Genomic DNA, 22,475 nt, shown 5'->3' on the forward strand with positions numbered 1-22,475 from the left:
TACAATATGTAGAAGGTGATTTTTTATTTTGTAATAGCATCTGCTGAAGTTACTTCATTCTCATATTTAGCAATTTTTTGTTGTATCTTTTTTAAGTTTTTTTCAGTGTCTTGGATGAGCTGTAAGACATTGGTCTCTTGTTGTTTCATTAATTCCAACCGTTGAAAGATGGTAGATTCTCCTTCCATAGACCAGTCGATAAATTGTTTTATTTTTTGAATAGGCATACCAGTGTTTTTTAAACACAAAATCATTTCTAAGTATTTGAGTGCTTCTTCATCAAAAGCTCGATCTCCTTTTTCATTTCTTTGCAGAAAAGGGAACAGTCCTTGTTTATCATAATAACGTATTTGAGAAATAGTTAAGTGTTGCATTTTGGCGACTTGCCCAATTGTATAATACATATCATTCATCCTTTTGTTACCAAGGTATAATGCCATTTTTATTTAGTATTTTACCATTATAGTTTGTTTCACTTAATGCATATTTAATAATAATTTTAGCACTTTCAATAGTTGTATGGCCACCAGGGGAATTTCCATTAAGATCAGTAGTTGTAAAACCAGGAGTTATCCCAAATACTTCTGGACCGTTAGTAGCAAATTCTTTACTAAAAGCTAATGTTAAAGCATTAATAGCAGTTTTGGAAGAATTATATCCTAGTGTATTGATTGGATGTGTTTCACCATTAGCAAACATTGTTAGTGAGGCCATGTCAGTTGTTACATTTAGTATTTTACTGTTGCTTGAATTCTTTAATAATGGTAAAAAGGCTTGTATCATTTGGAAAGTTCCAAAAAAGTTAACTTCAAATCCTTGGCGTAAAGTTTCAATATTTAATTCACTAGGTAGCGTATTGAAGTCTAATGCAATGCCTGCGTTATTAATTAATAAATGTAAATGGTCAGTCGTTTCGTGAATTTTCTTTGTTGCTTCTTGAATGGATTGTGAATTTGAAATATCTACTTGAATATAGGAAACGTTTGAAACATTTAAAGAGTCTACGGCTTGTTGTCCAAGTTGTTCATTACGAGCACCTAAAAATACGTGATAATTTTTTTCTGCTAATTGACGAACAAGTTCATATCCAATTCCTTTATTCGCACCTGTTATAAAAGCATATTTTTTCATATTGAATTCCTCCAGTAGTGTTATAGTAGGTTACAATGGAAAGGATACAGCCTAAACTTAAGTTTAGGTCAAGAGGAATTTTTTAAAATAAATATAAAATATCTATATATAAGAGTGAGAATTCTTATCATTTAAGAAAAAGTCTGTTATTATAAGAGATGTAGGTATTATATTTTCAAGGGGATGAAAACATGGAGTACAGAATTGAAAGAGATACATTAGGAGAAATAAAAGTTCCAGCTGATAAATTATGGGCAGCACAAACACAACGTAGTAAAGAAAACTTTCCAATTGGAACAGAGCAAATGCCGCTTGAAATTGTAAAAGCATTTGCAATTTTAAAGAAGAGTGCAGCGCTTAGCAATCAAAAATTAGGAAAGTTATCAGAAGAAAAAGCAGAAGCAATTGTAGAAGCTGCTGATGAAGTGATTGCAGGGAAATGGAATGAACATTTTCCGCTTGTCGTATGGCAAACAGGTAGTGGTACACAGTCAAACATGAATGTGAATGAAGTAATTGCAAATCGTGGGAATCAAATTTTGAAAGAGAATGGATCTGACGTACATATTCATCCAAATGATGATGTGAACATGTCACAAAGTTCAAATGATACATTTCCAACGGCGCTCCATGTAGCTTGTGTAATCGCAGTAGAAAATCACGTATTACCAGCAATCAGGAAATTAAAAGGAACTTTAGCAGAAAAAGTAACTGCATTTGAACATATTATAAAAATTGGTCGTACACATTTACAAGATGCAACACCGTTAACTTTAGGGCAAGAAATTAGCGGATGGCACCGTATGCTTGAAAAAACAGAGCGTATGATTGCAGAGAGCAATACATATATGAAAGAGTTAGCAATTGGTGGAACTGCGGTTGGAACAGGTATTAATGCTCATCCTAAATTTGGTGAGATGGTATCAGAGGAAATTAGTCAATTTACAGGTAAACAATTTGTTTCTGCACCAAATAAGTTCCATGCATTAACGAGCCATGATGAAGTTGTATATACTCACGGTGCATTAAAAGCATTAGCTGCAGATCTAATGAAGATCGCTAACGATGTACGTTGGCTTGCAAGTGGTCCACGTAGTGGTCTTGGAGAAATTATTATTCCAGCCAATGAACCAGGAAGCTCTATTATGCCAGGTAAAGTAAATCCAACGCAAAGTGAAGCATTAACGATGGTTGTAGCGCAAGTGATGGGGAATGATGCAACAATCGGATTTGCTGCGAGCCAAGGTAACTTTGAGTTAAACGTATTTAAACCTGTTATTGCTTATAACTTCTTACAATCAGCTCACTTATTAGCGGATGCAATTGTTTCGTTTAATGACAATTGTGCAGTTGGTATTGAAGCAGATGAAGAAGTAATTAATGAAAATGTGAATCGTTCACTAATGCTTGTAACAGCGCTAAACCCACATATCGGATATGAAAATGCAGCGAAAATTGCGAAGTATGCTCATAAAGAGGGATTAACTTTAAAAGAAGCAGCATTGCAATCTGGGCTACTAACAGAAGGGCAATTTGATGAAATTGTAGATCCAAAGAAAATGATTGCTCCAAAAGAGTAATAGAAAAAGCCAAGGTTCTTAGTATAGAATCTTGGCTTTTTTGATGTTCATTTTTATGTTTCATCTACTTGCAATACTGCAAGCTTCAAAATATATTATTTGTTAGCAGGCGTATTCATTACTTTCATCTGTGGGCAGTTCTCTTTTAAGAGTGAAATGAATTTTTCTTCTTCTTGTGGTACGAAAGTGGTCACTGAGTCAAATAAATTATAATTAATTTCTAATTGTTGCCTAGTCCATTTTTTTGAACGAAGTTTTTTGCCAGAGTACTTAATATGGCGAATGTCTTTAAATGGGATTTCAGTACGAAGTATGAAACCGTGTTTTACAACAAGAGATGATTCCGTTACGTTGTAGTGAGAGAAATAGAATGAAGAAAGATTCACGATATTTAATAGCATCATGAGAGTGAAAAAAATAGAATTTTCATTTTGGAAGAATAACGAAACGAAAAAAATAATTAGAAATAAAGTAATGAAAATGACGTGGAATGGATTTTTTTTCGCTTTAAATTTCAAGTTAGTCACCTCGGTATACTTGTTCTTTAACTAAATTAAATCATAACATTGTGATAAAACGTGTGAATATGCAGAATTGCATATTCACACGTTTTATTATTCATGTAAAATTTCTTGATAGGATAAATTCAAAAGAAGTTTTGTAATAGTGGAGTGACATGAAGTGACTTACAAGAATAGAAAGATAGTGTTAGTCATAATTAGTTGTATGATGATTATGAGTAGTTGTGCTAATAAATTTGTTGAAGATAGAAATCGAAAGCATACATTTGTACAAGCAAGTAAGGTTTTAGTAGAGACTGTAAATAGAATATATAAATTGAAACTTTAATCAACTGATTATTAGCCCTCACCAATCGGGCTTTTAAGGGCAGCCCGCCCTCATTTAACTTCTTTGCTTCCGCTGAATTTTGATGTGGGAGTCTTACTGCCCTTAAATGTGGGATAAAAAGTAAAAGGTGTTTTCTTATACGGAAACATCTTTTTTGTAGTTGAAATTGAATACTGAAGTTTTGTAATGGATGAATACCGGTTCCATATTCACTAATCGCATATGTATTCTGTGCAATTTGCTTAACGGTAAACCAAGAGTCTTGAAGAATATCCATGTTCTAATCCACATCATATAAAATGAATTTCTATAAACACATTCGCTTTTCGTTGTATTAAACCCTTTCGGTAGATGTTTTTATAAAAGTTTATAAAATGGGTAAACGAAATGTTGAAATGTTTGTTTGTGTTATGATAAGATGGTGAAGTGGTAATAAACGTTATAGTGATTTGTTTGGTTTTTGAATAAACATTTTGAAGGAGTGTTTAGTATGAGTGGTATTTCAGAGAAGTTTTGGGATGCGTCAATAGAGGAATTAAAGAAAGGGTATGTGTTTGATGGAGAAAAAGAGGAGTACATTTGCTTAGCTTGTGGTGAAACATTTATTAAAGGTGTTATTTATCAAGATAATCAAGTTTTGTATGAAGCAGAGAAGTTCGTCCGATTGCATATTCAAAATGAGCATACGTCTATGTTTGATTATTTGTTAAATATGGATAAGAAATTTACTGGTTTAACGGATTTACAAAAGAAAATGGTTCAGTTTTTCCATATGGGACTGAATGATAAAGAAATTGTAAAAGAGTTGGATGGCGGAAGTACATCAACAATTCGTAATCATCGATTTACACTGCGAGAGAAAATGAAGCAAGCAAAAGTATTTTTAGCTCTAATGGAATTATCAGAAGAAAAATCAAAAGTACAAACGAAATTTGTACCAATTCATAGAACAGCAACGATGGTGGATGATCGATACAATATTACGGAAGAAGAAAATGATGAAGTATTAAAAGCTCATTTTACAGAAGGATTAGATGGACCTCTTTCTAAATTTCCGAAAAAACAAAAGCGTAAATTAATTATATTACGTCATTTAGTAAAGAAGTTTGATAGTAATAAAAAGTATACTGAAAAAGAAGTAAATACAGTGATAGAAAATGTATACCCTGATTTCGTAACTTTAAGAAGATATTTAATCGAGTATGGATTTTTAGATCGAACAGCCGATGGAAGTCAATATTGGGTGAAGTTATAATCATACGAAAAGAAAGTGAATAGAAGCACAGTATTATAACAACTATACAAAGAGATAGATATTGAAAATTGATTTTTAATAAAAGGAGAAATGAAATTTGAAACCACCTGCAGATAACAATAAAGAAGGTGCGGAGTCACATAAGTTGGAAAGTGAGAGTAAACCGATTTGGAAATCGATGTCGATGTTTTTAGTACCATTATTATTAAGTAATGTACTACAATCAGTTGGACAATTATTTGGTATGGTAGTAGTAGGAAGATGGCTTGGAGTTAATGATTTAGCGGCTATATCAGCATTCTTCCCATTATTTTTCTTGCTCGTTTCATTTGTAATTGGTATCGGTTCAGGAAGCTCTATTTTAATTGGTCAGGCGTTTGGTGCTAAAAACGAAGATCGTTTAAAAGCTATCGTTGGTACGACGCTGACATTTACCTTTATTATTGGAGTTGTGTTGGCGATAATAGGCAGTATTTTTGCGATGGATATTATGCGTCTAATGGGAACGCCAGAAAATATTATTGAAATAAGTGTACATTATGCACGAATTTTATTTATATCGATGCCAGTATTATTTTTATATTTCGCATACACAACATTTATGAGAGGTACAGGAGATTCTAAAACGCCATTTTACTTTTTAATTGTAAGTACAGCGCTAAATATGATCTTATTACCAATTCTTATTTTTGGATGGTTAGGAGCTCCGAAATTAGATGTGTATGGAGCAGCCTATGCCTCTGTTATATCTACAGTTATTACGTTTATTGTCATGCTTTTGTATTTAAAGAAGAAAAATCACCCATTACAACTAGACAGCACGGTTAGAAAATACCTTCGAATGGATGGGGAGTTATTAAAGCTATTGCTAAGGCTCGGTATTCCAGCGAGTATTAATATGATATTAGTTTCATTATCTGAAATTGCTGTAATCGCGTTTGTAAATCGTTACGGTTCGGATGCAACAGCTGCTTACGGAGTTGTGAATCAAGTTGCAAGTTATGTACAAATGCCAGCAGTTAGCCTTGGTATTACAGTTTCTATTTTTGCAGCACAATCAATTGGGGCGAATCAATTTGATCGATTGCAGAAAGTTGTGAAGGTCGGAATTATTATGAACTACGTCATCGGTGGTGTGTTAATAGCTCTTATTTACTTATTCTCAAGAGACATTTTATCACTATTTTTAACGAGTCAAACTACAATTGAAATTGCTCATAGCTTAGTTATGATTACGTTATGGAGTTATTTAATTTTCGGTCATGCACAAATTATTAGTGCGACAATGCGAGCGAGTGGTACAGTACTTTGGCCAACTGTTATTGGAGTTGTTTCAATTTGGCTTGTGGAAGTACCCGTAGCATATTATCTTTCTTACCATACAAGTCTTGGAATAGAAGGGATCTGGATCGGGTATCCAGCAGCATTTATTGTCAGCTTAATACTACAGTATGCATATTATAAGCTTTCATGGCAAAAGAAACGAATTACACGATTAGTTAGTTAAATAGAAAAAATGTCTCTAAGTTATTTGACTTAGGGACATTTTTTTGTAGGTGCAGGTTTACAAATAGCTTTTTAAAGTTATATCAAAATGTTGTCTAATGAGTGTTTTATCACTCATATAAAACTCCCACGCTTTTTCTGGTTCACCGATAATCTCAAAGGATTCCTCTGTAATATATAAAGCGCAATTATCCTCCAGTGCAATTCCTTCTATATTCCCTTGATGATTTTGTAAAAAGGAATGGAAGGCGTTCATTCTATTTAATTGATTATAATGTGGACAAAATCTTTTATTAACAATCCCCCATCCGTTACTCTCTATATAACCAGAACCTTCATAATCTGATCGGATACTAGACGTGAACCAACACATAGCACCAGCGCTATAACCAGCAATAAGTGTTCCTTGTTGCAGAGCCAATAATAATTTTTCATCGAGTCTATGTTCTTTCCATTGCGTAAACATATAAATATAATTCCCGCCACCTAGATAAATTAAATCGGCTGAATGAATCATCTCGTCTATTTCATACTTAGAAGGTGAATCTGTTGTAGTACGTAAAATTTGTACTTCACAATGTAATTGTTTTTCAAACGTGTCTAAAAATAATTTTATATAGCTTTCATCATCATGACTTGCCGTTGGAATAAACAATACTTTTGGATACTGTTTATTTGTTAATTCTATAAGGCGTTCATTAATAGGCAAGTGATTTGAATCTTGTAAATCACCGCCACCAATGACAGCTAATTTCATAGTAAAGCACCACCTAATCATTTTTGTTATATAAAAATTCGATAGAAGAGAGTTACATTCCTTCTGTAATGTAATCAATAATTAGAAAATGTAGCTTAAGTATATCGGAATAGTAAAGAAAACACTGATTATATATATCAGTGAATTAGAAACCATTCATTGATATATAATATTTCATACTAATGTTTCAAAAAATGGAAAAAATATGTTTAAATAGATATAATGAAGTATTAATTCATATTGAATTTATATTTATATTTTAAAAGGAAATCGGAAATAATAGCGATTTTCCAAAACAGTTTTTACTTTTAATAGGAAGTTGTATTACAATATGGTAAAATTATTTCAATATATTTATTTAATATGAAATACAAAGAAGGAGCGTGAAAAAAGTGGATTTTCGATTTGAATTTACAACGAAGCTGAAAGAATACTTAGACGATGAGAAGGATGAAAAAATAATAAAAGATGGGCACAGAGATGTAATTTTTCACTATTTATATGCGTTAGAGACTGAAATTGGCGTTGTTAAAAATCCTAATTTTACTTTTTTTGCATCAGGAAGACGTTCACATATAGTGTTAGAAAATGTTGAATTTAAAACAGAAGTAAATGTAAAAAGTAATATAATTGAAATTACAAAAATAGTGGATAATGTAGCTATTCCGTTAGATACTATCGTAGCGAAAGATCGGGAATTATTTGCACTTGGGCGTAATGAGAAGTTTAGTGTACAAATATTAGAGCAGTATCTTTTTGATACATTTGGAGATAAGTTAGGCTTATAATTAATGGAATGGCGTACGTATTTATAAGTAGTGAATTTTAGTGTATCTCATTCGTGTTTGACCTTTTATTTAATTTGTACTACAATTCGTAGTGTGAAAGGAGTCATACTATGTTTACTCAAAACTATAAATTAAATGAGCACGGGTTAAATCATTTCTTTGGACCGCTTGAAGCGAAAATTATGGAGATTGTTTGGTCTAACAAAGGTATTACGATTAAAGAAGTGCAGCAGAAATTAAGTGAAGAATCGCCTGTGAATTTTAACACTGTTATGACAGTTATGAACAGGTTAGTAGAGAAGTTACACTTAGAAAAACAGATTGTAAAAAGAAGTGGCATATATCGTGCTGTACAAACAAAAGAAGAATTCTTATCCAAGCAAACGAAGAAAATGACACAGGAATTGATGGGGGAATTTGGAGATTTAGTTGTAAATCATATGTTAGATGAGTTAGAGCAGGCTGATCCGACTTTAATAAAAAAGTTAGAAGACAAATTGAGTCAGTTAAAAAAAGAGGATTAATGAAATGAAATGGCAAATGCGTAAAATCGTATTGTTAGCAGTAATTGTTAGTACCCTCTTTTTCAGTATGTTAGTGTATTACGTTACATATCCATTTCTGTTTCAAAATAAGATGTTCTTTCTTTCAAATTTTTGCTTGTTCCAGTTAGAAAAACATATGAAAGAATTATCGCTGATTCGTATTATAATCGCTGGATTATTATTACTTACTATATTAATCGTGTGCAAAAGAATTTGGCGACAATTTTTCTATAGTAAAAAATTACAAAAAGTACTTATCCCTTTCATCCGAAAAGGAAAACAAATATATATATTGCCGACTACGGAAGTTGCGGCATTTACAATTGGATTATTCCGTCCGAAAGTTGTCATGTCGGAAGGTTTGCTTCAGACGTTTTCAGATGAAGAAATTGATGCAATTATTTTCCATGAAGAATATCATCAAAAGAATTGGGATCCGCTAAAATTATTTTGTTTTACGTTATTAGCAGAAGGAATGATGTACATCCCGATATTAAAAGGGTTGTTACAGCGATATCATACGTATCAGGAGCTAGCTGCTGATAAATATGCGATGCAAAAAATGGAATCTTCATTTGAGTTAGGTAGCGCGTTATTAAAATTAATTAAAATAAAGACAATGGAAAATCGATGTGTTACCGCTTCATTTGCAAAAACAGCAATAAATTTACGAATCGAGCAAGTGTTAAATGAAAAGGTTGTTAAGCTTACTATTCCGTTACATACGAATTCGGTATATGTAACAGTAGGTTTATTCTGTATGTCGGTTGTACTTATTGTCGGAGAGTGCATATAGCCTCTTTTTTTTAAGAATAAACACTACTTATTGTAGTGTTTTAGGGGGAATAAAATGAATGCAGCAGATTTAACAATTTGGCTTGTGGCTGGGGCGGGAGTATTGTCATTTATATCACCGTGCTCTTTACCGTTATATCCATCTTATTTATCTTATATTACAGGTGTGTCTATCCAAGATTTAAAAGAAAATCGTGGGATTATGCAAAAATCAGCGATTATACATACCATATTTTTTATGATCGGATTTTCGGTTATATTTTACGCGTTAGGTTTATCGGTAAGCTGGATTGGAATAACATTTTCATCTAACCAAAAATTGATTCAACAAATTGGTGGGATTTTTATTGTTTTAATGGGGCTATTTATGACGGGCTTGTTTCAGCCTAAGTGGCTTATGGCAGAGAAAAAGGTGCAGTATAGAAGTAAATCGACTGGATATATTCGCTCGATTTTAGTCGGTATGACATATGCAGCGGGTTGGACGCCATGTGTTGGACCGATATTTTCAGCTGTACTCATGCTTGGCGCGACGAATCCTGAAGGGGCACTTCTTTATATTACAGCGTATACTCTTGGGTTTGCGGTTCCATTTTTCGTGATGGCATTCTTTATTGGGAAGGTAAAATGGATTGTTACATATGCGAATGTCATGATGAAAATTGGCGGTGGAATGATGATTGTAACAGGTATTTTATTGTATACAAATCAAATGACGAAAATTACAGCATTCTTTATTCGTCTATTCGGTGGATTTACAGGCTTTTAAAAATGAGGAGGAAGAAAAGTGAAGAAACTAATTGCTATTATACTAGTAGGTGCTCTCGTTTGGGCGGGGGTTAACTTTTATAATTCAAAGAAAGAAGAAAAGGAAAGAAAAGCAAAGCAAGCAGAGTTACAAGAGAAAGAAGTATTACCACAAGTAGGTTTTAAAGCACCTGGCATCACATTAAAAGGATTAGACGGAAAGTTGCAGTCGTTAAATGATGCCAAGGGAAAACCGTATATTATTAATTTTTGGGCATCATGGTGTGGGCCGTGTGAAATGGAGGCACCTGACTTAGTTCATATGTATGATAAATATAAAAAGGATGTTGAAATTTTTGCGGTGAATGCAACTGTTAGTGACCCAGTACAAGAAGCAAGCGCATTTGCTAATCGCTATGGGTTTGAGTTTCCTGTTCTACTAGATATGGACGGAGTAGCTGGACTAGATTATAAAGTATTCTCTTTACCGACGACATTTTTTGTTAATAAAGATGGAATCATAGTAGATCATGTACGAGGTGTATTACCACCAGATCAATTAGAAAAGAAATTTAAGAAATTGATTGAGAATTAAAAGGAGATTTCGTGACGATGGAGTGGATCGTGAGGTTACAACCCATATCTCTTATAATTGGAAGTCTATTTGGATTTATGTTGATGAAACGAAAGATGAGGCATCAAAATGTATCATATGAAAAAATGATGGATGCCGTAACAAATGCTTTTCTTATCATCGTATTTGTATGGAAGTTTGCGCCAGTAATTTTAAATCCTGTATGGGCTTTTGGGGCGCCAGTGCAAGCAATATTAGCTGTTGGGAGTATGCAACATATTGTAGTAGGATGCGTAATTGCGAGTGTATACATTGTTTGGAAAAGTAAAAAGGAGCAATTTTCGCTTCGTATTTTACTTGATGTATTGCCTTTTAGTCTGTGTGTGAGTATTATCTTTTATTTTCTATTACATCATGAAGTAGGCGCACAAACGACACTACCATGGGGAATAAAAATATATGAATCTAAACTTTTATATCACCCTATTTTCGTATATGAGATCATCCTTGCTCTTTGTATAATGGGCTTTTTATGGATGAAAAATGAAAGGCTTGGAAATGGAAAGAATATAAGTGTTTTTCTAATTATTGAGGGGTTTGCTCAAATCATTATTTCGCTTGTTAGTGAACAAAATTCGGTTCTGTTTGGTCTATCAGCACAGCAAATAATGAGCTTTTGTATTATTAGTTTAGGGATTTTGTTAGTGTCGAAAAAATAAAAAATAGCCATGTACAGAGAGTATCTGTGTATGGCTATCTTTTATAAGCATATTTCTTCATCATATGCTAAATCATTATATTGTAGAAATCTAAAAACCCCTTTATTAGGGGTTTTTAGATTTCTATAGGTCTGCATGTGTTTCTTGTTTATCTGTATCCCATTTTGGAAGTTGTTTTGCTTGTTGACTTTCAGTAAAATTATTAAATCCAAAAGCAAGTATGCATGTAAAGGTTAAAATAGCTAAACTAATCTTTTTCATTATCTTAGTGCCTCCTTAGTTAATAATTTTTGTTTTGCTTCGTAAGTTTTGAAAAAATATTTTTGAGATTTCTCTATTTTATTCACTTTATGAAATTCTACTGCTAATAATTCGTAATATTCTTGTGCATAATCGTATAATTCTTTACTGTTAAAATATGTAGTGCCTGCAATGATTGCGTTTTCTAAGTCGTCTAGAATACCAGTGTGTTGTGTTTTTAAGATAGTGAAATGGTGTTTATATTCTTGATTATTTAATTCATTACAAATTTCTAAGCCTTTTTGAACCCAATGGTTTGCAAGTTCTTTTTCATTTAAAATAAAATGTTCTTTGGCTTGTAGAAAATTGGCTTTTAGGTGTTTAGGTAATTTGTTTGTAACTATTGTAAGATGTCTAATAGCAAGGGTTGATAGATTTTGAGAAGAGTAGAGCCAACCTAAGTTATTTCGAACTTTTAAGATTAGTGTATCGTCTTTCAGCTTTTGTAAAATATTGATTGCTGAATTATAGTTCTCTTCGGCTTGTTCGAATTGTTTTAAATAAACAGAACATGAGCCTAAAATGTTTTCGCATAGAGCTATTTTAATTTCATAACGTGGATATTTTGAGAAAATCTCTTTAGCTTGATTTGCATAATTGATTGCTGTAAGTGGTTTGTTTGTATGGTGATTAAATATAGCAAATTTATATTTATATTCAGCTTCTTCTAGTTCGCCTGGTACATGTTTTAAAAGGGATTCAGCTTTTTCGTATTCTTTTTTTGCTTCATCATAATTTCCAATAATGGTAGCATGTTCAGCTTTAAAAAAGTGATAATAATAAGTAATAAAGTCTTCAGTTATTGGATTGTCTAAACGAACAATTTGACTAAAAGTATCATACTTAATGTTTGTCCAATCGGTTAGGACCTTATATTTAAAGTTTAGTAGGGAGTAGTAAAGCGATAGATTTTGATCAGCTTCAATTTTATTAATCTGTTTCTCTATTTTTTCTTTTAATTGTTTCGCTTCAATTAATTGCTCCGCTACCATTACTTGATATAAAATGTTTAATTCGTTGACAATCTGTTCATGCCCTTTTAATAACACACTCATTATATATTCCCCCATCCGATAAAAGTATCCTAATTTAATTATTTCTATAATAACAAAATAGAAGAAGTATAAGAGTGATTTTACCATATTTTTCAACAAAATTCTGAAAAATCAATTAATTTTTACGTATTTCTTATTTTTATGTGAATATTACAAGTGCCTCTGGTAGTGGTGGGATGAATCTGACTCATGATACGTTAGCATCAATGGGAGGGATAGTTTCAGTTGTAAATATGTTTTTAGGAGGATTGTTCGGATTGGGTCCAACTGTTAAGTTTTTAACAAAAATTTCACTTTCTTATTTAATAAAAACAGGATAATCCGCATTTTATAAGAACCATCCTGTTTTTATTTATACATTAAAAAATCGGCGGAGTAACAGAAAATAAAACTATCGCGTTTTTTTCAAAATGATTCACCCATTTATGCTTTAAATAAGCAGGTATCTTTACACTGTCACCAGTTTCTAATACGTATTCTTCCTCGTTTAAATATAATGTGATTTTCCCATCTAAGACAAATGCTAATTCTTCTCCTTTATGTTCTAGCACATTTTCTGATGAAGCTGTATTAGGCGGGACGGTCATAATTGCTGTTGCTAAATTTCCAGTGAAATCAGGTGAAAGCATTTCATATGATAAATTATCGATAATCATTTTCTTTCGTTTATGGGAACGTACAATTAAATCGTCTGTATTTGTATCTTCAAGTAAAAAGCTAAATGTTGGAACATCAAGAGCTTTAGCAAGTACTTTTAATGTTTGAATAGAAGGGTTAGCCGACCCACGCTCAATTTGACTTAACATAGATGGTGTAATATCGGCCATCTTTGCTAGTTCTTTACTAGTTAAACCTTTTTCTTTTCTTTGTTTTTCAATTTTTTTACCAATATCTATATTTTCCATAATGAAAATCTCCTCAAGGATTATTAAATTATATTTAATTAAATTAAATTAAAATTAACTAAAGTGAACGATTTGTGTTAAACTATATTAAAATTAATTTAATTATAATTTATTATATGGTGAGCTACAAGGATATAAGGAGGAAACAAAATGAAAGAAATAGGGGCATTACAAGCAGAATACCCATTAGTGAATAAACTTATTGCAACAAAAGAAGTATTTTGGATAAACCCACACATAGAAAAGTATGAAAGGGCAATAAAAGATTCACCACTTAATGAAGAGAATGTAAAAGATGCGGAAGAGAGATTAAAGCGTTTTGCGCCATATATTGCGAAAGTTTTTCCTGAAACGAAAGGGACTAACGGCATAATCGAATCACCTTTAGTAAAAATACCTTCTATGAAAGAAGCTTTAGAGACAAATTACAAGCAAACTATTTTAGGAGAATTATTATTAAAATGTGATAGTCATCTCCCGATATCAGGATCAATTAAAGCTAGAGGTGGCATTTATGAAGTGTTGAAACATGCTGAGCAACTAGCATTGCAGCACGGAATGTTAACAGAAGAAGATGATTATTCCATTTTAGATAGTGATACATGTAGAGAGTTTTTCTCGAAGTATTCAATTGCGGTAGGTTCTACAGGGAATTTAGGACTTAGCATAGGAATTATGAGTGCGAATCTAGGTTTTAATGTAACTGTTCATATGTCAGCAGACGCAAAAGAATGGAAGAAAAGTTTATTAAGAAGTAAAGGTGTAAACGTTATTGAATATGAAGATGATTATAGCAAAGCAGTAGAAGAAGGAAGACGACAGGCAGATGCGGATCCTAGCTGTTATTTTGTAGACGATGAAAACTCACATGATCTATTTTTAGGATACTCAGTAGCAGCATCACGATTACAAAAGCAATTAGAAGAGTTAGAGGTTGTAGTAGATGAAGATCACCCTTTATTTGTTTACCTTCCGTGCGGAGTAGGAGGAGGACCTGGCGGAGTAGCATTCGGTTTAAAGTTATTGTATAAAGACAACGTTCATTGTTTCTTTGCAGAGCCAACACACTCACCATGTATGTTACTCGGCTTAATGACAGGCCTTCATGACAAAATTGCCGTTCAAGATATCGGAATTGATAATGTAACAGATGCGGATGGACTTGCGGTAGGAAGACCGTCTGGATTTGTCGGGAAAACGATGGAACCATTTTTAAGTGGAAATTATACAGTAAACGATGAAGAGTTATATAGATTGTTAAAAGAACTAGCTGATACGGAGAATATTTATTTAGAGCCTTCTGCACTAGCAGGTATGATAGGGCCAGTGAAAGTGTGTAAAGAAGATGAGTATTTACAAAAGCAACAGTTAACAGAGAAAGTGAAAAAAGGTACTCATATTGTGTGGGGAACGGGTGGAAGCATGGTTCCTAAAGATGTAATGAATGAATATTATAGGAAAGGTTTGGAATTAACGATATAAGAAAAATGAGGCTAGTTGTAGCCTCATTTTTTCATGTACATAAAAATCTTTGTTATTTTCACAATAGTTCTTTATAGTATATATAAAGGATAACTAATATTGAATAAATATAACAAAAAAGCTTTATTTTACATAATAAGAGGATGTGTATACGATGTCATTACAGACTAAATATATAGCGGGTATTTCGCTTGGGGTTATGGGTGTCGGCTTTGCGGCTTCTATCCCTTTTCAAGGAACGGTAGCTGGAGAGATTATACAAGGTGGATTTGAAGCTGGATTGGTTGGGGGACTTGCGGATTGGTTTGCAGTTACTGCTTTATTCCGTCATCCGATGGGTATCCCAATTCCGCATACAGCTTTGTTACCTAAAAACCGTAAACGGGTAACGAAAGGGCTCATTCATACGTTAGAAAATGAATGGCTAACGAAAGAAAGTATTACGAATAAAGTAAAAGAGATGCAGTTAGCACAAATGGTACTGCAAATTGCTGAGAGAGAAATGCAGTCTGATGCTGTGAAAAAGGGGATTGTAACGATTGCAGAGAAAGCAATTGTAACAATAGATACAGAAAAGTTAGCTGTTATTATTGAAAAAGAATTAAAAACATATTTACATACAATTAATACAAGTAATATTTTACAAGTGCTTGTTGATCAATTAGTTGTGCAAGAATATGATGAAAAGACACTTGATTACATATTAGTGAAGGTAAAAGATTGGACAGCGCAAGATGAAGCTCGTTACCAGCTCGGTAGCTTAGGTATGAAGGCGATGGAAAATATAAAAGTAGATGGATTCTTGCAGTTTACTTTGAAATCATTTATGAATATTGTAGATGAAGATAAAATTGGCGGTATTTTGCAGAAGTTTATCATTAGTAATATTAACAGCTTACAAGAGGCTGATAATAGCACAAGACAACTTATATTAGCGAAGATTCGTCAAGAGATTATCAATGTAAAAGAAAATGAAGCTTTATTACAGGAATTAGAAAATTGGAAAGAAAAGTGGATTGCGAATTGGAATGCTACTGACAAAATAAAAGAGATGCTAGAGCAAGTACAACAAAGAGCAGTTGCTTTTGTAAATAATGAAGAATTTGCTAATCAATATGTTATTCCATTTTTACAAAAACAAATGAATAAAATAAAAGAAGATGAACAGACAGTTCAAAAAATAGAAGATTGGTTACAAAAACAAGTTGTGAATCTTATTGAGAAGAACCATTCGAAAATTGGTAAGCTTGTACAAGAAAACCTTGATAAGTTAGACGATAAAACGTTAATCGAAATGATTGAAAATAATGTCGGTAAAGATTTGCAGTGGATCCGAGTGAACGGGGCGGTTTGCGGATTTATGATTGGATTAGTGTTAGAAGGAATTAAAGCGATTATATAAGAAAAACCTTCCGCAATTGCGGAAGGTTTTTCTTATTTTTCAATAACGCTCATATTTAAATTATAAGTTTTCTCAATATTTAACTTGTGCGTGCCATTTCCAGTTTTAATTGAATTTTTATACCAATGTTCTTGGTTGTTTAATTCTGGATGTTCTTCTGAAGAAGTATTTTCTTTTTTTGTTAAATCTTCTACTTGTTCCCAAGGTGTGCTTCCGTGTGTTTCTTTTTGATTCGTTACTGCTGTTAAAGAAACATCACTCTCTTTTGCAAGATGGACAGACACTCTTGAGCTTTCTTGTACAAACCAATTATTTTGTAATTGACCTGGATAAAGAGATAGTTCGTTATTTGAAGCACGGATTTCCACATTTTTATTTTGTGGAAGAACAAGCGTTGGTTTCACTTGTGGTGCTGAACTAAATAACGTATGTTGAACAGGTAATGATTTTAAATTGATATACATGGTTTCTCCAGCCGTTTGAACTGAAAGGAAATCATCTTGTTTTAAATTGAGTTTTTCATTTGCTTTCGTCGTCATTTCATAAGTTCCCAAAAGGTGAATTTGATTTGTATTATTTCCCTCTATCGTTAGAGGCTGATGCCCTGCATCTACTACAATTTTTTTGATAGATTCAGGTATATCAAATTGTCCGTCTGGAATATTACTCGTTTGTCTCGTTGTGTTAATAGAATGACGAAATTCTTCTAGTAATCCAGTTGATAATAAACAGTAAAAAGCAATTCCGACGCTTCCTAAAACGCCGATAAAGAAAATGCTGAAAATATCATATTTAATAAATGATTGTTCCTTCTTAGAAAATACAAGGTATAGTAAAACTTCAGCTCCAAGTATGATAAGTAAAACTGGCCACCATGCAGTTAGTGTATCTAATACTTGAATTCCTTTTACGACTGAAAATAGTAAAAAGCATCCTAACGATATAATAGAAAGCCCCATTGAGAATGTTCCAACACGCCAAGTCCTCATTCGCTTGTCCCACCTTTGTTTTCTTTATTTCCAAGTAACAATTTAAAGCCGCCGCCAATTAAAAGGAGCGCAACGATAGATGTTTGGAAATAGCGATAATATAGTTCACTAAGATGAATATTAAATATAGTTACAAAATAATCATTCAAAATAGGAAGGACTGTTTGATCTAATAAATAATAAACACCGAGTGTAATTAATCCGATACCAATCCATCTTTGATGATTTATAAAATAATCGATAATGGGTTCGTCTTGTACTCGTTCTTTTCCGTATTTTGCTGTTTGCTGTAAAGCATCAAAAAAGCTATAGAACCAAATGATTGGCACTAAAAATAAAAACGCAGAAAGTCTTAATAAGTCGAGTAAATAAATAGATAGTAAAAAGGCTGCCATAAGCTGAAGACCACGGCGTTGTAAGCCTAAATACATATGACCTGCTCCGGGGAACATCGCTAAAATAGAAGCAAATGTTTTATTTTTCTTTCCTTGCTCGCGGTGCTCTTCAAACTCTTCGAAAATAGTACGATCATCTAATTGCTCGCCACGTTCTTTTTTCTGGAGTTGCTGAACAACGTCAAAGAAATTGTAAATCCATAAAACAGGTAATGTAATAAGGAAGATAAGAAAACTTTCTTGCGATGTTAAAAGTGCAACGAAAATGATCATACTTCCGATTCCTGTGCAAGCTACTAAAAATGTAAGTCCGCGTTGCATAAGTCCTAATTGAAAATGGCCAAGTCCAGGGATGATGGATAAGAGAATGATATAAAATCGTTCGCTCTCTTTAGAGGATTCTATGAATTCTCCGGCAGCTTGTTTTTTCGATTGATTAATAATAGTGATAACTAAATCTAATAAATTGATTGCCCATAACACGACTAGTAAAAATAGAGAAAGAAAAGCAATATCACGGGCTCCTAATGCTATTGTACAAAATGCTGCAAAGATAAATAGAAATACAGCCCCTCCGCTATATAAAATAAACCGTCCAAATTTCTTTAAATATAAATGTCCAAGCCCAGGAATTAGCCCTAATACAAGTGCTAAAAAGGGATTTTTATTCATGCTTTGAACCTCCGTCCTTTTTCGATGTGTCTACCGATTTGTTTACAATTTGTTGTGAGATAGAAGACTCGTTATGTTTTGAAGATTTCTCTAAATTTGATGTCGCTGTAAAAATATACTGAAATAAACCACTTACCATAAAAATAATTGTAGCCGCAGTCGCAATTATGTAGTGAATGATCGTGCGCTTTAGTGAGGTTGTTTTTATATTTTCATTAGACTGTAGTGTTTCAAAATTAATTTGCGTCATAACTTCGTTCGTAAATGAATCATCATTTATCATTGGAAGGTTTTCATGTTGTTCATCAATACTTTCCATATAAAGTGCTAAACAATGATCACATTCATAAAGATGTTCTTCCATAGATTCACGTTCATTGCTTTCTATAAAATCTAATGTATAATTGCGCCAATCTTCTTTTGAATAATGCATCATAGAAACTCTTCCTCCTTCCAATGTTTTTTAATCCATTTTCTTGCCCGATACAGTTTCATTTCGACTGTTTTTACTTCAATGTTTTCCTGTAAAGCAATTTCTTGATAGCTTTTTTCTTGTAAGTAATGTGCGAGAACGACGTCACGGTAATTTTCAGGAAGTTCTCTCAGTTTTTGAGCAATGAGTAATTTCTGCTCTTTCGTCAATAATAAAGCCTCAATATTATGAGAGGACTGTATATTTTCCTCATTTTCTTTACATAAGGAGAGTTCTTCACTTTCTCGAGCTTTCTTCCTCTTATAATCAATAGCGTGATTGGTGGCAATACGTGCCATCCACGTTTTTAATCCGCGAAATTGATAATTTGGGAGAGAGGCGTGAATTTTTACGAATACTTCTTGTGTAACATCTTTCGCATCTTCTTCATGTCTTACAATAGAAAAGATAACTTGAAAAATATAATGACGATATGTTTGCACGAGGATACGAAAAGCATGTTCGCTTCCTTGTTGTGCTTTTTCAATTAATTGTTTTTCCTCAATGGGTCTCTCCCTCCTTTTTGACGCATTCTATTATATAGACGTAAAGAATGATAAGTCACCCTACACATTTTGTAAAAAAAGAATAATATATTTTTTGCAGAAGAGCTAGATGAAAAAAGTGTGAAAAAATGGTAAGCAGAAGTATATAATGAGCAAGTAGGAAATGTTATACGGAGAAAGGATGTGAATGTTAGTAGGAGGAAGGTCCATACTAACAAACATGAAAATTAAAATATTAATAGCAGACGATAATTCTTTTATTAGAGAAGGCATGAAAATTATTTTAAATACATATGAAGAGTTCGAAGTGGTAGATACAGTAAATGATGGAGAAGAAGCTGTAGCATATTGTAAAAAGCATGAAGTTGATATTGCTCTTTTGGATGTTCGTATGCCAAATATGAACGGTGTAGAGGCGACGAAGTTTATTTGTGAAGAGACGAAAACAAAACCGCTTATTTTAACGACGTTTGATGATGATGAATATATTTTGGATGCAGTAAAAAACGGAGCGAAAGGGTATTTATTAAAAAATAACGATCCGGAGCGTATTCGTGATGCAATAAAAGGGGTATATAATGGCCAAACTGTTATGCAAGATGTAGTTCTCGATAAAATTAAGTCCAATTTAATGGAAAGTAAAGAGGAAGAATGTAAAATAGATAAAAGTCTTTTTACTGAAAGAGAGCTTAGTATTATCGCATTAATTGCAAAAGGTTTCTCAAATAAAGAAATTTCGAAACAGCTTTTTATATCTGAAGGAACAATCGCAAATTATATTACATCAGTTTTAGGGAAAACGGGACTTGAACATCGCACACAAATTGCGATTTACTACTTAACAGGGAAAGTAGATTAATGATATGGAATTTTGGTTAACTGTAAGTAAATTAATTGTCTTTATATATATTGTGTTCAGTTACATACATTCAAATGTTACGAACTTACCATGGGTTATATTTGCTTTGCTTTTATATCTTTCTGTAAACGTGCTAATCTCTATATTAAAAAAAGATACGTACAAAAAAATATTGATTTGTATTTCAATTAGTGTAGTTATGTTATTAACATGGAGGGTTCATCCGTTTTTTATTTTGTTTTTACCTTTGAATTTATACGAAATTACATTCCATTACATAGACAAGAATTGGTCACGCTTTGTTATTATGATGCTTCCAATTACAATTACAGATGAAAGCATTCGAATGACTTATGGATTAATTGTTGCATTTTCTTTTCTCGTTTTAACTATGGCAGATCGATATATATCACGTGTAGTAAAGCTTGAATCGCAAAATGATAAGATGCGAAAAGATATGCAACGACTTACGAAAAGCTTACATGAAAATAAAGAGTACATAAGACAATCAGAATACACATTTAAGCTAGAAGAGAGAAATCGGTTATCACAAGAAATTCATGATAAAATTGGTCACTCGATGACAGGTGCATTAATTCAAATGGAAGCTGCAAAGAGATTAATGGGGATAGATAAAGAAAAATCTGCGGAGTTATTACAAAATGCAATTCATATTTCAAAAGATGGAATTGAAAGTATTCGCATTACATTAAAAAATATGAAGCCACCAACTGAGCAAATTGGCATTCACCGTATGAAATTATTCATAGAGGAGTTTGCTAGTAAGCATGATGTAAACATTCCTTTCGTATATAAGGGAAACTTAGATATGATTTCTCCCATTCAGTGGAAAATTATTGGTGAAAATGTTACCGAGGCACTAACAAATGCGATGAAATATGCTGATGCGACAGTTATTTCTATAGATATTCATGTACTTAATAAGATGGTTAAGGTGCAAGTGAAGGATAACGGAAAAGGCGCAGCTCTTGTTAAGAAAGGTCTCGGTATTATGGGGATGGAGGAGCGAACAGCGTCTGTAAATGGGAAAATTATTGTAGATGGAACAAGTGGTTTTTCAGTGACGATGTTGTTGCCGATATAAGAGAATGGGACGAAGATGAACCATCTCATATGAAAAAAGTGAATAATCTCATGTGAAAAGAATGAACTTCTGCACTGAGCAGGTTCATTTTTTTTGTTTATACTAAAAGCAGAGAAACCGAAATAGGGGTGAAATGATGAATACATTAGAAATTAAAAATTTAACGAAAAAATTTGGTGATTTCATCGCGGTAGATAATATGTCTTTATCTATTAAAGAAGGAGAGATATTTGGCTTTTTAGGATCAAATGGTGCTGGTAAAAGTACAACGATAAATATGATTGCTGGGTTGTTAAGAAGTAATGAAGGTGAAATTAGCATATTAGGAAAAAATATAAAAAAACATAATCGATTTGCGAAGATGAATATCGGTATCGTTCCGCAAGATATTGCGATTTATGAAGAGTTAACTGCCTATGAAAATGTGAAATTCTTTGCTGGATTGTACGGTTTAAGAGGAGCAGAGCTAAAAGCAAGAGTAGAGGAAGCGCTTCAGTTTGTGGGGCTTAGTGATAAACATAAAAGTTATCCGAAAAACTTTTCTGGCGGGATGAAACGAAGATTGAATATCGCTTGTGCGATCGCTCATAGACCGAAGTTAATTATTATGGATGAGCCGACAGTGGGAATTGATCCACAGTCAAGAAACTATATTCTCCAGTCTGTTCGAAAATTAAATGAAATGGGAAGTACCATTATTTACACGAGCCACTACATGGAAGAAGTAGAAGAGATTTGTACGAAAATAGCAATTGTAGATCACGGTAAAGTAATTGCAGAAGGTACGAAAGAACAGTTAAAAGCGATTATTACTGATACGAAAGATATTTGGGTTGAAGTGAAGTCAGTAGAAAATTTAGATGTAAAAAAGTTAAAAGAGATAAACGGTGTGAAAGCTGTTCAAATTGAAGAGAACGTAATTAAAGTAAACTCGGATGCAGGAGTAAACAATTTAAATAAAATTATTCAGCACTTCATTAATCATGATATTGAAATTCGTTCGGTAGAGGAGCAGGCCCCGAACTTAGAAACAGTATTCCTTACGTTGACTGGAAGAAACTTACGAGATAAATAAAAGGTAAATGAA

27 protein-coding genes are annotated in these 22,475 nt (G+C 32.8%); 15 read left to right on the plus strand and 12 right to left on the minus strand.

Going from position 1 to position 22,475, the window contains the following annotated elements; genetic code table 11:
- Window positions 1-23 precede the first annotated feature (23 nt).
- Window positions 24-404, minus strand: a complete 381-nt coding sequence (locus BCG9842_RS08305; RefSeq protein ID WP_000291857.1) for a MerR family transcriptional regulator — start codon at window positions 402-404, stop codon at window positions 24-26.
- Window positions 405-420: 16 nt separating this feature from the next.
- Entirely contained in the window at window positions 421-1,131 is a 711-nt protein-coding gene (locus tag BCG9842_RS08310; protein WP_000759560.1) for an SDR family NAD(P)-dependent oxidoreductase, read from the minus strand.
- A gap of 191 nt (window positions 1,132-1,322) precedes the next feature.
- Here BCG9842_RS08310 and fumC point away from each other — a divergent pair, with 191 nt between their 5' ends.
- Window positions 1,323-2,711 (plus strand): class II fumarate hydratase, encoded by a 1,389-nt coding sequence (gene fumC / locus BCG9842_RS08315; protein ID WP_000456612.1) that lies wholly within the window; start codon window positions 1,323-1,325, stop codon window positions 2,709-2,711.
- 95 nt (window positions 2,712-2,806) lie between these two features.
- Here the strand turns inward: fumC and BCG9842_RS08320 are convergent, their stop codons facing one another.
- Together BCG9842_RS08320 and BCG9842_RS31280 are read right to left on the minus strand one after the other, a co-directional pair.
- The gene (locus BCG9842_RS08320) at window positions 2,807-3,229 is read right to left on the minus strand and encodes a PH domain-containing protein (protein WP_000669083.1); all 423 of its coding nucleotides are present in this window, start codon (window positions 3,227-3,229) and stop codon (window positions 2,807-2,809) included.
- A 230-nt stretch (window positions 3,230-3,459) separates the two neighbouring features.
- Window positions 3,460-3,837: a hypothetical protein gene (locus tag BCG9842_RS31280; protein WP_002162860.1), complete on the minus strand. Its 378-nt coding sequence runs from the start codon at window positions 3,835-3,837 to the stop codon at window positions 3,460-3,462.
- Between the two features lie 213 nt (window positions 3,838-4,050).
- Here BCG9842_RS31280 and BCG9842_RS08330 point away from each other — a divergent pair, with 213 nt between their 5' ends.
- The gene (locus tag BCG9842_RS08330) at window positions 4,051-4,815 is read left to right on the plus strand and encodes a DUF2087 domain-containing protein (RefSeq protein WP_000014491.1); all 765 of its coding nucleotides are present in this window, start codon (window positions 4,051-4,053) and stop codon (window positions 4,813-4,815) included.
- 97 nt (window positions 4,816-4,912) lie between these two features.
- The gene (locus BCG9842_RS08335; protein ID WP_000804121.1) at window positions 4,913-6,322 is read left to right on the plus strand and encodes an MATE family efflux transporter; all 1,410 of its coding nucleotides are present in this window, start codon (window positions 4,913-4,915) and stop codon (window positions 6,320-6,322) included.
- A gap of 57 nt (window positions 6,323-6,379) precedes the next feature.
- Here BCG9842_RS08335 and BCG9842_RS08340 read toward each other — a convergent pair whose 3' ends face one another.
- Window positions 6,380-7,078 carry a peptidase E gene (locus BCG9842_RS08340; RefSeq protein ID WP_000762127.1) on the minus strand — a complete coding sequence of 233 codons (699 nt, stop codon included), beginning with the start codon at window positions 7,076-7,078 and terminating at the stop codon, window positions 6,380-6,382.
- Between the two features lie 392 nt (window positions 7,079-7,470).
- On the opposite strand from BCG9842_RS08340, the gene BCG9842_RS08345 reads away from it, so the two are divergent.
- The 6 genes from BCG9842_RS08345 to BCG9842_RS08370 all read left to right on the plus strand — a co-directional run bounded on the left by BCG9842_RS08345 (window position 7,471) and on the right by BCG9842_RS08370 (window position 11,246).
- Window positions 7,471-7,866, plus strand: coding sequence for a DUF3942 family protein (locus tag BCG9842_RS08345; RefSeq protein ID WP_000347524.1), 396 nt, complete (start codon window positions 7,471-7,473; stop codon window positions 7,864-7,866).
- 110 nt (window positions 7,867-7,976) lie between these two features.
- Window positions 7,977-8,390, plus strand: coding sequence for a BlaI/MecI/CopY family transcriptional regulator (locus BCG9842_RS08350; RefSeq protein WP_000495050.1), 414 nt, complete (start codon window positions 7,977-7,979; stop codon window positions 8,388-8,390).
- 4 nt (window positions 8,391-8,394) lie between these two features.
- On the plus strand, window positions 8,395-9,207 hold the full coding sequence (locus BCG9842_RS08355; RefSeq protein WP_000871954.1) for a M56 family metallopeptidase: 813 nt from the start codon (window positions 8,395-8,397) through the stop codon (window positions 9,205-9,207).
- 54 nt (window positions 9,208-9,261) lie between these two features.
- Complete coding sequence (gene ccdA, locus BCG9842_RS08360; RefSeq protein WP_000990435.1) at window positions 9,262-9,975, plus strand: cytochrome c-type biogenesis protein CcdA; 714 nt, start codon at window positions 9,262-9,264, stop codon at window positions 9,973-9,975.
- Window positions 9,976-9,993: 18 nt separating this feature from the next.
- Window positions 9,994-10,548, plus strand: a complete 555-nt coding sequence (locus BCG9842_RS08365) for a TlpA family protein disulfide reductase (protein ID WP_000733184.1) — start codon at window positions 9,994-9,996, stop codon at window positions 10,546-10,548.
- Between the two features lie 17 nt (window positions 10,549-10,565).
- Complete coding sequence (locus BCG9842_RS08370) at window positions 10,566-11,246, plus strand: prolipoprotein diacylglyceryl transferase family protein (protein WP_000454851.1); 681 nt, start codon at window positions 10,566-10,568, stop codon at window positions 11,244-11,246.
- A gap of 123 nt (window positions 11,247-11,369) precedes the next feature.
- On the opposite strand, the gene BCG9842_RS31285 is transcribed toward BCG9842_RS08370, so the two are convergent.
- The gene (locus BCG9842_RS31285) at window positions 11,370-11,507 is read right to left on the minus strand and encodes a hypothetical protein (protein ID WP_000724012.1); all 138 of its coding nucleotides are present in this window, start codon (window positions 11,505-11,507) and stop codon (window positions 11,370-11,372) included.
- A complete protein-coding gene (locus BCG9842_RS08375; protein WP_000114844.1) occupies window positions 11,507-12,601 on the minus strand; it encodes a response regulator aspartate phosphatase in 1,095 nt (364 codons plus the stop codon). Before BCG9842_RS08375 ends, BCG9842_RS31285 begins: the two co-directional genes overlap by 1 nt.
- 143 nt (window positions 12,602-12,744) lie before the next feature.
- On the opposite strand from BCG9842_RS08375, the gene BCG9842_RS08380 reads away from it, so the two are divergent.
- Window positions 12,745-12,921, plus strand: coding sequence for a hypothetical protein (locus BCG9842_RS08380; protein WP_003309331.1), 177 nt, complete (start codon window positions 12,745-12,747; stop codon window positions 12,919-12,921).
- A 39-nt stretch (window positions 12,922-12,960) separates the two neighbouring features.
- Here BCG9842_RS08380 and BCG9842_RS08385 read toward each other — a convergent pair whose 3' ends face one another.
- On the minus strand, window positions 12,961-13,506 hold the full coding sequence (locus BCG9842_RS08385) for a helix-turn-helix domain-containing protein (protein ID WP_000427637.1): 546 nt from the start codon (window positions 13,504-13,506) through the stop codon (window positions 12,961-12,963).
- Window positions 13,507-13,656: 150 nt separating this feature from the next.
- Here BCG9842_RS08385 and BCG9842_RS08390 point away from each other — a divergent pair, with 150 nt between their 5' ends.
- Together BCG9842_RS08390 and BCG9842_RS08395 are read left to right on the plus strand one after the other, a co-directional pair.
- On the plus strand, window positions 13,657-14,988 hold the full coding sequence (locus BCG9842_RS08390) for a D-serine ammonia-lyase (protein WP_000658548.1): 1,332 nt from the start codon (window positions 13,657-13,659) through the stop codon (window positions 14,986-14,988).
- A 154-nt stretch (window positions 14,989-15,142) separates the two neighbouring features.
- Complete coding sequence (locus BCG9842_RS08395; RefSeq protein ID WP_000058309.1) at window positions 15,143-16,390, plus strand: DUF445 domain-containing protein; 1,248 nt, start codon at window positions 15,143-15,145, stop codon at window positions 16,388-16,390.
- Window positions 16,391-16,422: 32 nt separating this feature from the next.
- On the opposite strand, the gene exsE is transcribed toward BCG9842_RS08395, so the two are convergent.
- Genes exsE through BCG9842_RS08415 form a run of 4 tightly spaced genes read right to left on the minus strand, consistent with a single transcriptional unit; the run spans window position 16,423 to window position 19,361 of the window.
- The gene (gene exsE, locus BCG9842_RS08400) at window positions 16,423-17,379 is read right to left on the minus strand and encodes an exosporium protein ExsE (RefSeq protein WP_001261433.1); all 957 of its coding nucleotides are present in this window, start codon (window positions 17,377-17,379) and stop codon (window positions 16,423-16,425) included.
- Entirely contained in the window at window positions 17,376-18,446 is a 1,071-nt protein-coding gene (locus BCG9842_RS08405) for a hypothetical protein (RefSeq protein ID WP_001039098.1), read from the minus strand. Before BCG9842_RS08405 ends, exsE begins: the two co-directional genes overlap by 4 nt.
- Window positions 18,439-18,882 (minus strand): hypothetical protein, encoded by a 444-nt coding sequence (locus tag BCG9842_RS08410; protein WP_000972351.1) that lies wholly within the window; start codon window positions 18,880-18,882, stop codon window positions 18,439-18,441. Before BCG9842_RS08410 ends, BCG9842_RS08405 begins: the two co-directional genes overlap by 8 nt.
- Window positions 18,879-19,361 (minus strand): RNA polymerase sigma factor, encoded by a 483-nt coding sequence (locus BCG9842_RS08415; protein WP_001195483.1) that lies wholly within the window; start codon window positions 19,359-19,361, stop codon window positions 18,879-18,881. The genes BCG9842_RS08410 and BCG9842_RS08415 overlap by 4 nt, the downstream gene beginning before the upstream one ends.
- A 283-nt stretch (window positions 19,362-19,644) precedes the next feature.
- Between BCG9842_RS08415 and BCG9842_RS08420 the strand changes: the two genes are divergently transcribed.
- From BCG9842_RS08420 to BCG9842_RS08430, 3 genes are all read left to right on the plus strand, one after another.
- Complete coding sequence (locus BCG9842_RS08420; RefSeq protein ID WP_000694093.1) at window positions 19,645-20,283, plus strand: response regulator transcription factor; 639 nt, start codon at window positions 19,645-19,647, stop codon at window positions 20,281-20,283.
- Between the two features lie 4 nt (window positions 20,284-20,287).
- Entirely contained in the window at window positions 20,288-21,388 is a 1,101-nt protein-coding gene (locus BCG9842_RS08425; protein ID WP_000397660.1) for a sensor histidine kinase, read from the plus strand.
- 136 nt (window positions 21,389-21,524) lie between these two features.
- A complete protein-coding gene (locus BCG9842_RS08430; protein WP_001093814.1) occupies window positions 21,525-22,463 on the plus strand; it encodes an ABC transporter ATP-binding protein in 939 nt (312 codons plus the stop codon).
- Window positions 22,464-22,475: the final 12 nt, after the last annotated feature.

This window comes from Bacillus cereus G9842 (genome assembly GCF_000021305.1).
GTDB lineage: Bacteria > Bacillota > Bacilli > Bacillales > Bacillaceae_G > Bacillus_A > Bacillus_A thuringiensis_S.

What these genes read in the sequence shown, in the direction of transcription:
- BCG9842_RS08305 (WP_000291857.1), bottom strand. Translation starts at nt 404, where the DNA reads ATGTATTATACAATTGGGCAAGTCGCCAAAATGCAACACTTAACTATT.
- BCG9842_RS08310 (WP_000759560.1), bottom strand. Translation starts at nt 1,131, where the DNA reads ATGAAAAAATATGCTTTTATAACAGGTGCGAATAAAGGAATTGGATAT.
- fumC (WP_000456612.1), top strand. Translation starts at nt 1,323, where the DNA reads ATGGAGTACAGAATTGAAAGAGATACATTAGGAGAAATAAAAGTTCCA.
- BCG9842_RS31280 (WP_002162860.1), bottom strand. Translation starts at nt 3,837, where the DNA reads ATGGATATTCTTCAAGACTCTTGGTTTACCGTTAAGCAAATTGCACAG.
- BCG9842_RS08330 (WP_000014491.1), top strand. Translation starts at nt 4,051, where the DNA reads ATGAGTGGTATTTCAGAGAAGTTTTGGGATGCGTCAATAGAGGAATTA.
- BCG9842_RS08340 (WP_000762127.1), bottom strand. Translation starts at nt 7,078, where the DNA reads ATGAAATTAGCTGTCATTGGTGGCGGTGATTTACAAGATTCAAATCAC.
- BCG9842_RS08350 (WP_000495050.1), top strand. Translation starts at nt 7,977, where the DNA reads ATGTTTACTCAAAACTATAAATTAAATGAGCACGGGTTAAATCATTTC.
- BCG9842_RS08355 (WP_000871954.1), top strand. Translation starts at nt 8,395, where the DNA reads ATGAAATGGCAAATGCGTAAAATCGTATTGTTAGCAGTAATTGTTAGT.
- ccdA (WP_000990435.1), top strand. Translation starts at nt 9,262, where the DNA reads ATGAATGCAGCAGATTTAACAATTTGGCTTGTGGCTGGGGCGGGAGTA.
- BCG9842_RS08370 (WP_000454851.1), top strand. Translation starts at nt 10,566, where the DNA reads ATGGAGTGGATCGTGAGGTTACAACCCATATCTCTTATAATTGGAAGT.
- BCG9842_RS31285 (WP_000724012.1), bottom strand. Translation starts at nt 11,507, where the DNA reads ATGAAAAAGATTAGTTTAGCTATTTTAACCTTTACATGCATACTTGCT.
- BCG9842_RS08375 (WP_000114844.1), bottom strand. Translation starts at nt 12,601, where the DNA reads ATGAGTGTGTTATTAAAAGGGCATGAACAGATTGTCAACGAATTAAAC.
- BCG9842_RS08385 (WP_000427637.1), bottom strand. Translation starts at nt 13,506, where the DNA reads ATGGAAAATATAGATATTGGTAAAAAAATTGAAAAACAAAGAAAAGAA.
- BCG9842_RS08390 (WP_000658548.1), top strand. Translation starts at nt 13,657, where the DNA reads ATGAAAGAAATAGGGGCATTACAAGCAGAATACCCATTAGTGAATAAA.
- BCG9842_RS08395 (WP_000058309.1), top strand. Translation starts at nt 15,143, where the DNA reads ATGTCATTACAGACTAAATATATAGCGGGTATTTCGCTTGGGGTTATG.
- exsE (WP_001261433.1), bottom strand. Translation starts at nt 17,379, where the DNA reads ATGAGGACTTGGCGTGTTGGAACATTCTCAATGGGGCTTTCTATTATA.
- BCG9842_RS08405 (WP_001039098.1), bottom strand. Translation starts at nt 18,446, where the DNA reads ATGAATAAAAATCCCTTTTTAGCACTTGTATTAGGGCTAATTCCTGGG.
- BCG9842_RS08410 (WP_000972351.1), bottom strand. Translation starts at nt 18,882, where the DNA reads ATGATGCATTATTCAAAAGAAGATTGGCGCAATTATACATTAGATTTT.
- BCG9842_RS08420 (WP_000694093.1), top strand. Translation starts at nt 19,645, where the DNA reads ATGAAAATTAAAATATTAATAGCAGACGATAATTCTTTTATTAGAGAA.
- BCG9842_RS08425 (WP_000397660.1), top strand. Translation starts at nt 20,288, where the DNA reads ATGGAATTTTGGTTAACTGTAAGTAAATTAATTGTCTTTATATATATT.
- BCG9842_RS08430 (WP_001093814.1), top strand. Translation starts at nt 21,525, where the DNA reads ATGAATACATTAGAAATTAAAAATTTAACGAAAAAATTTGGTGATTTC.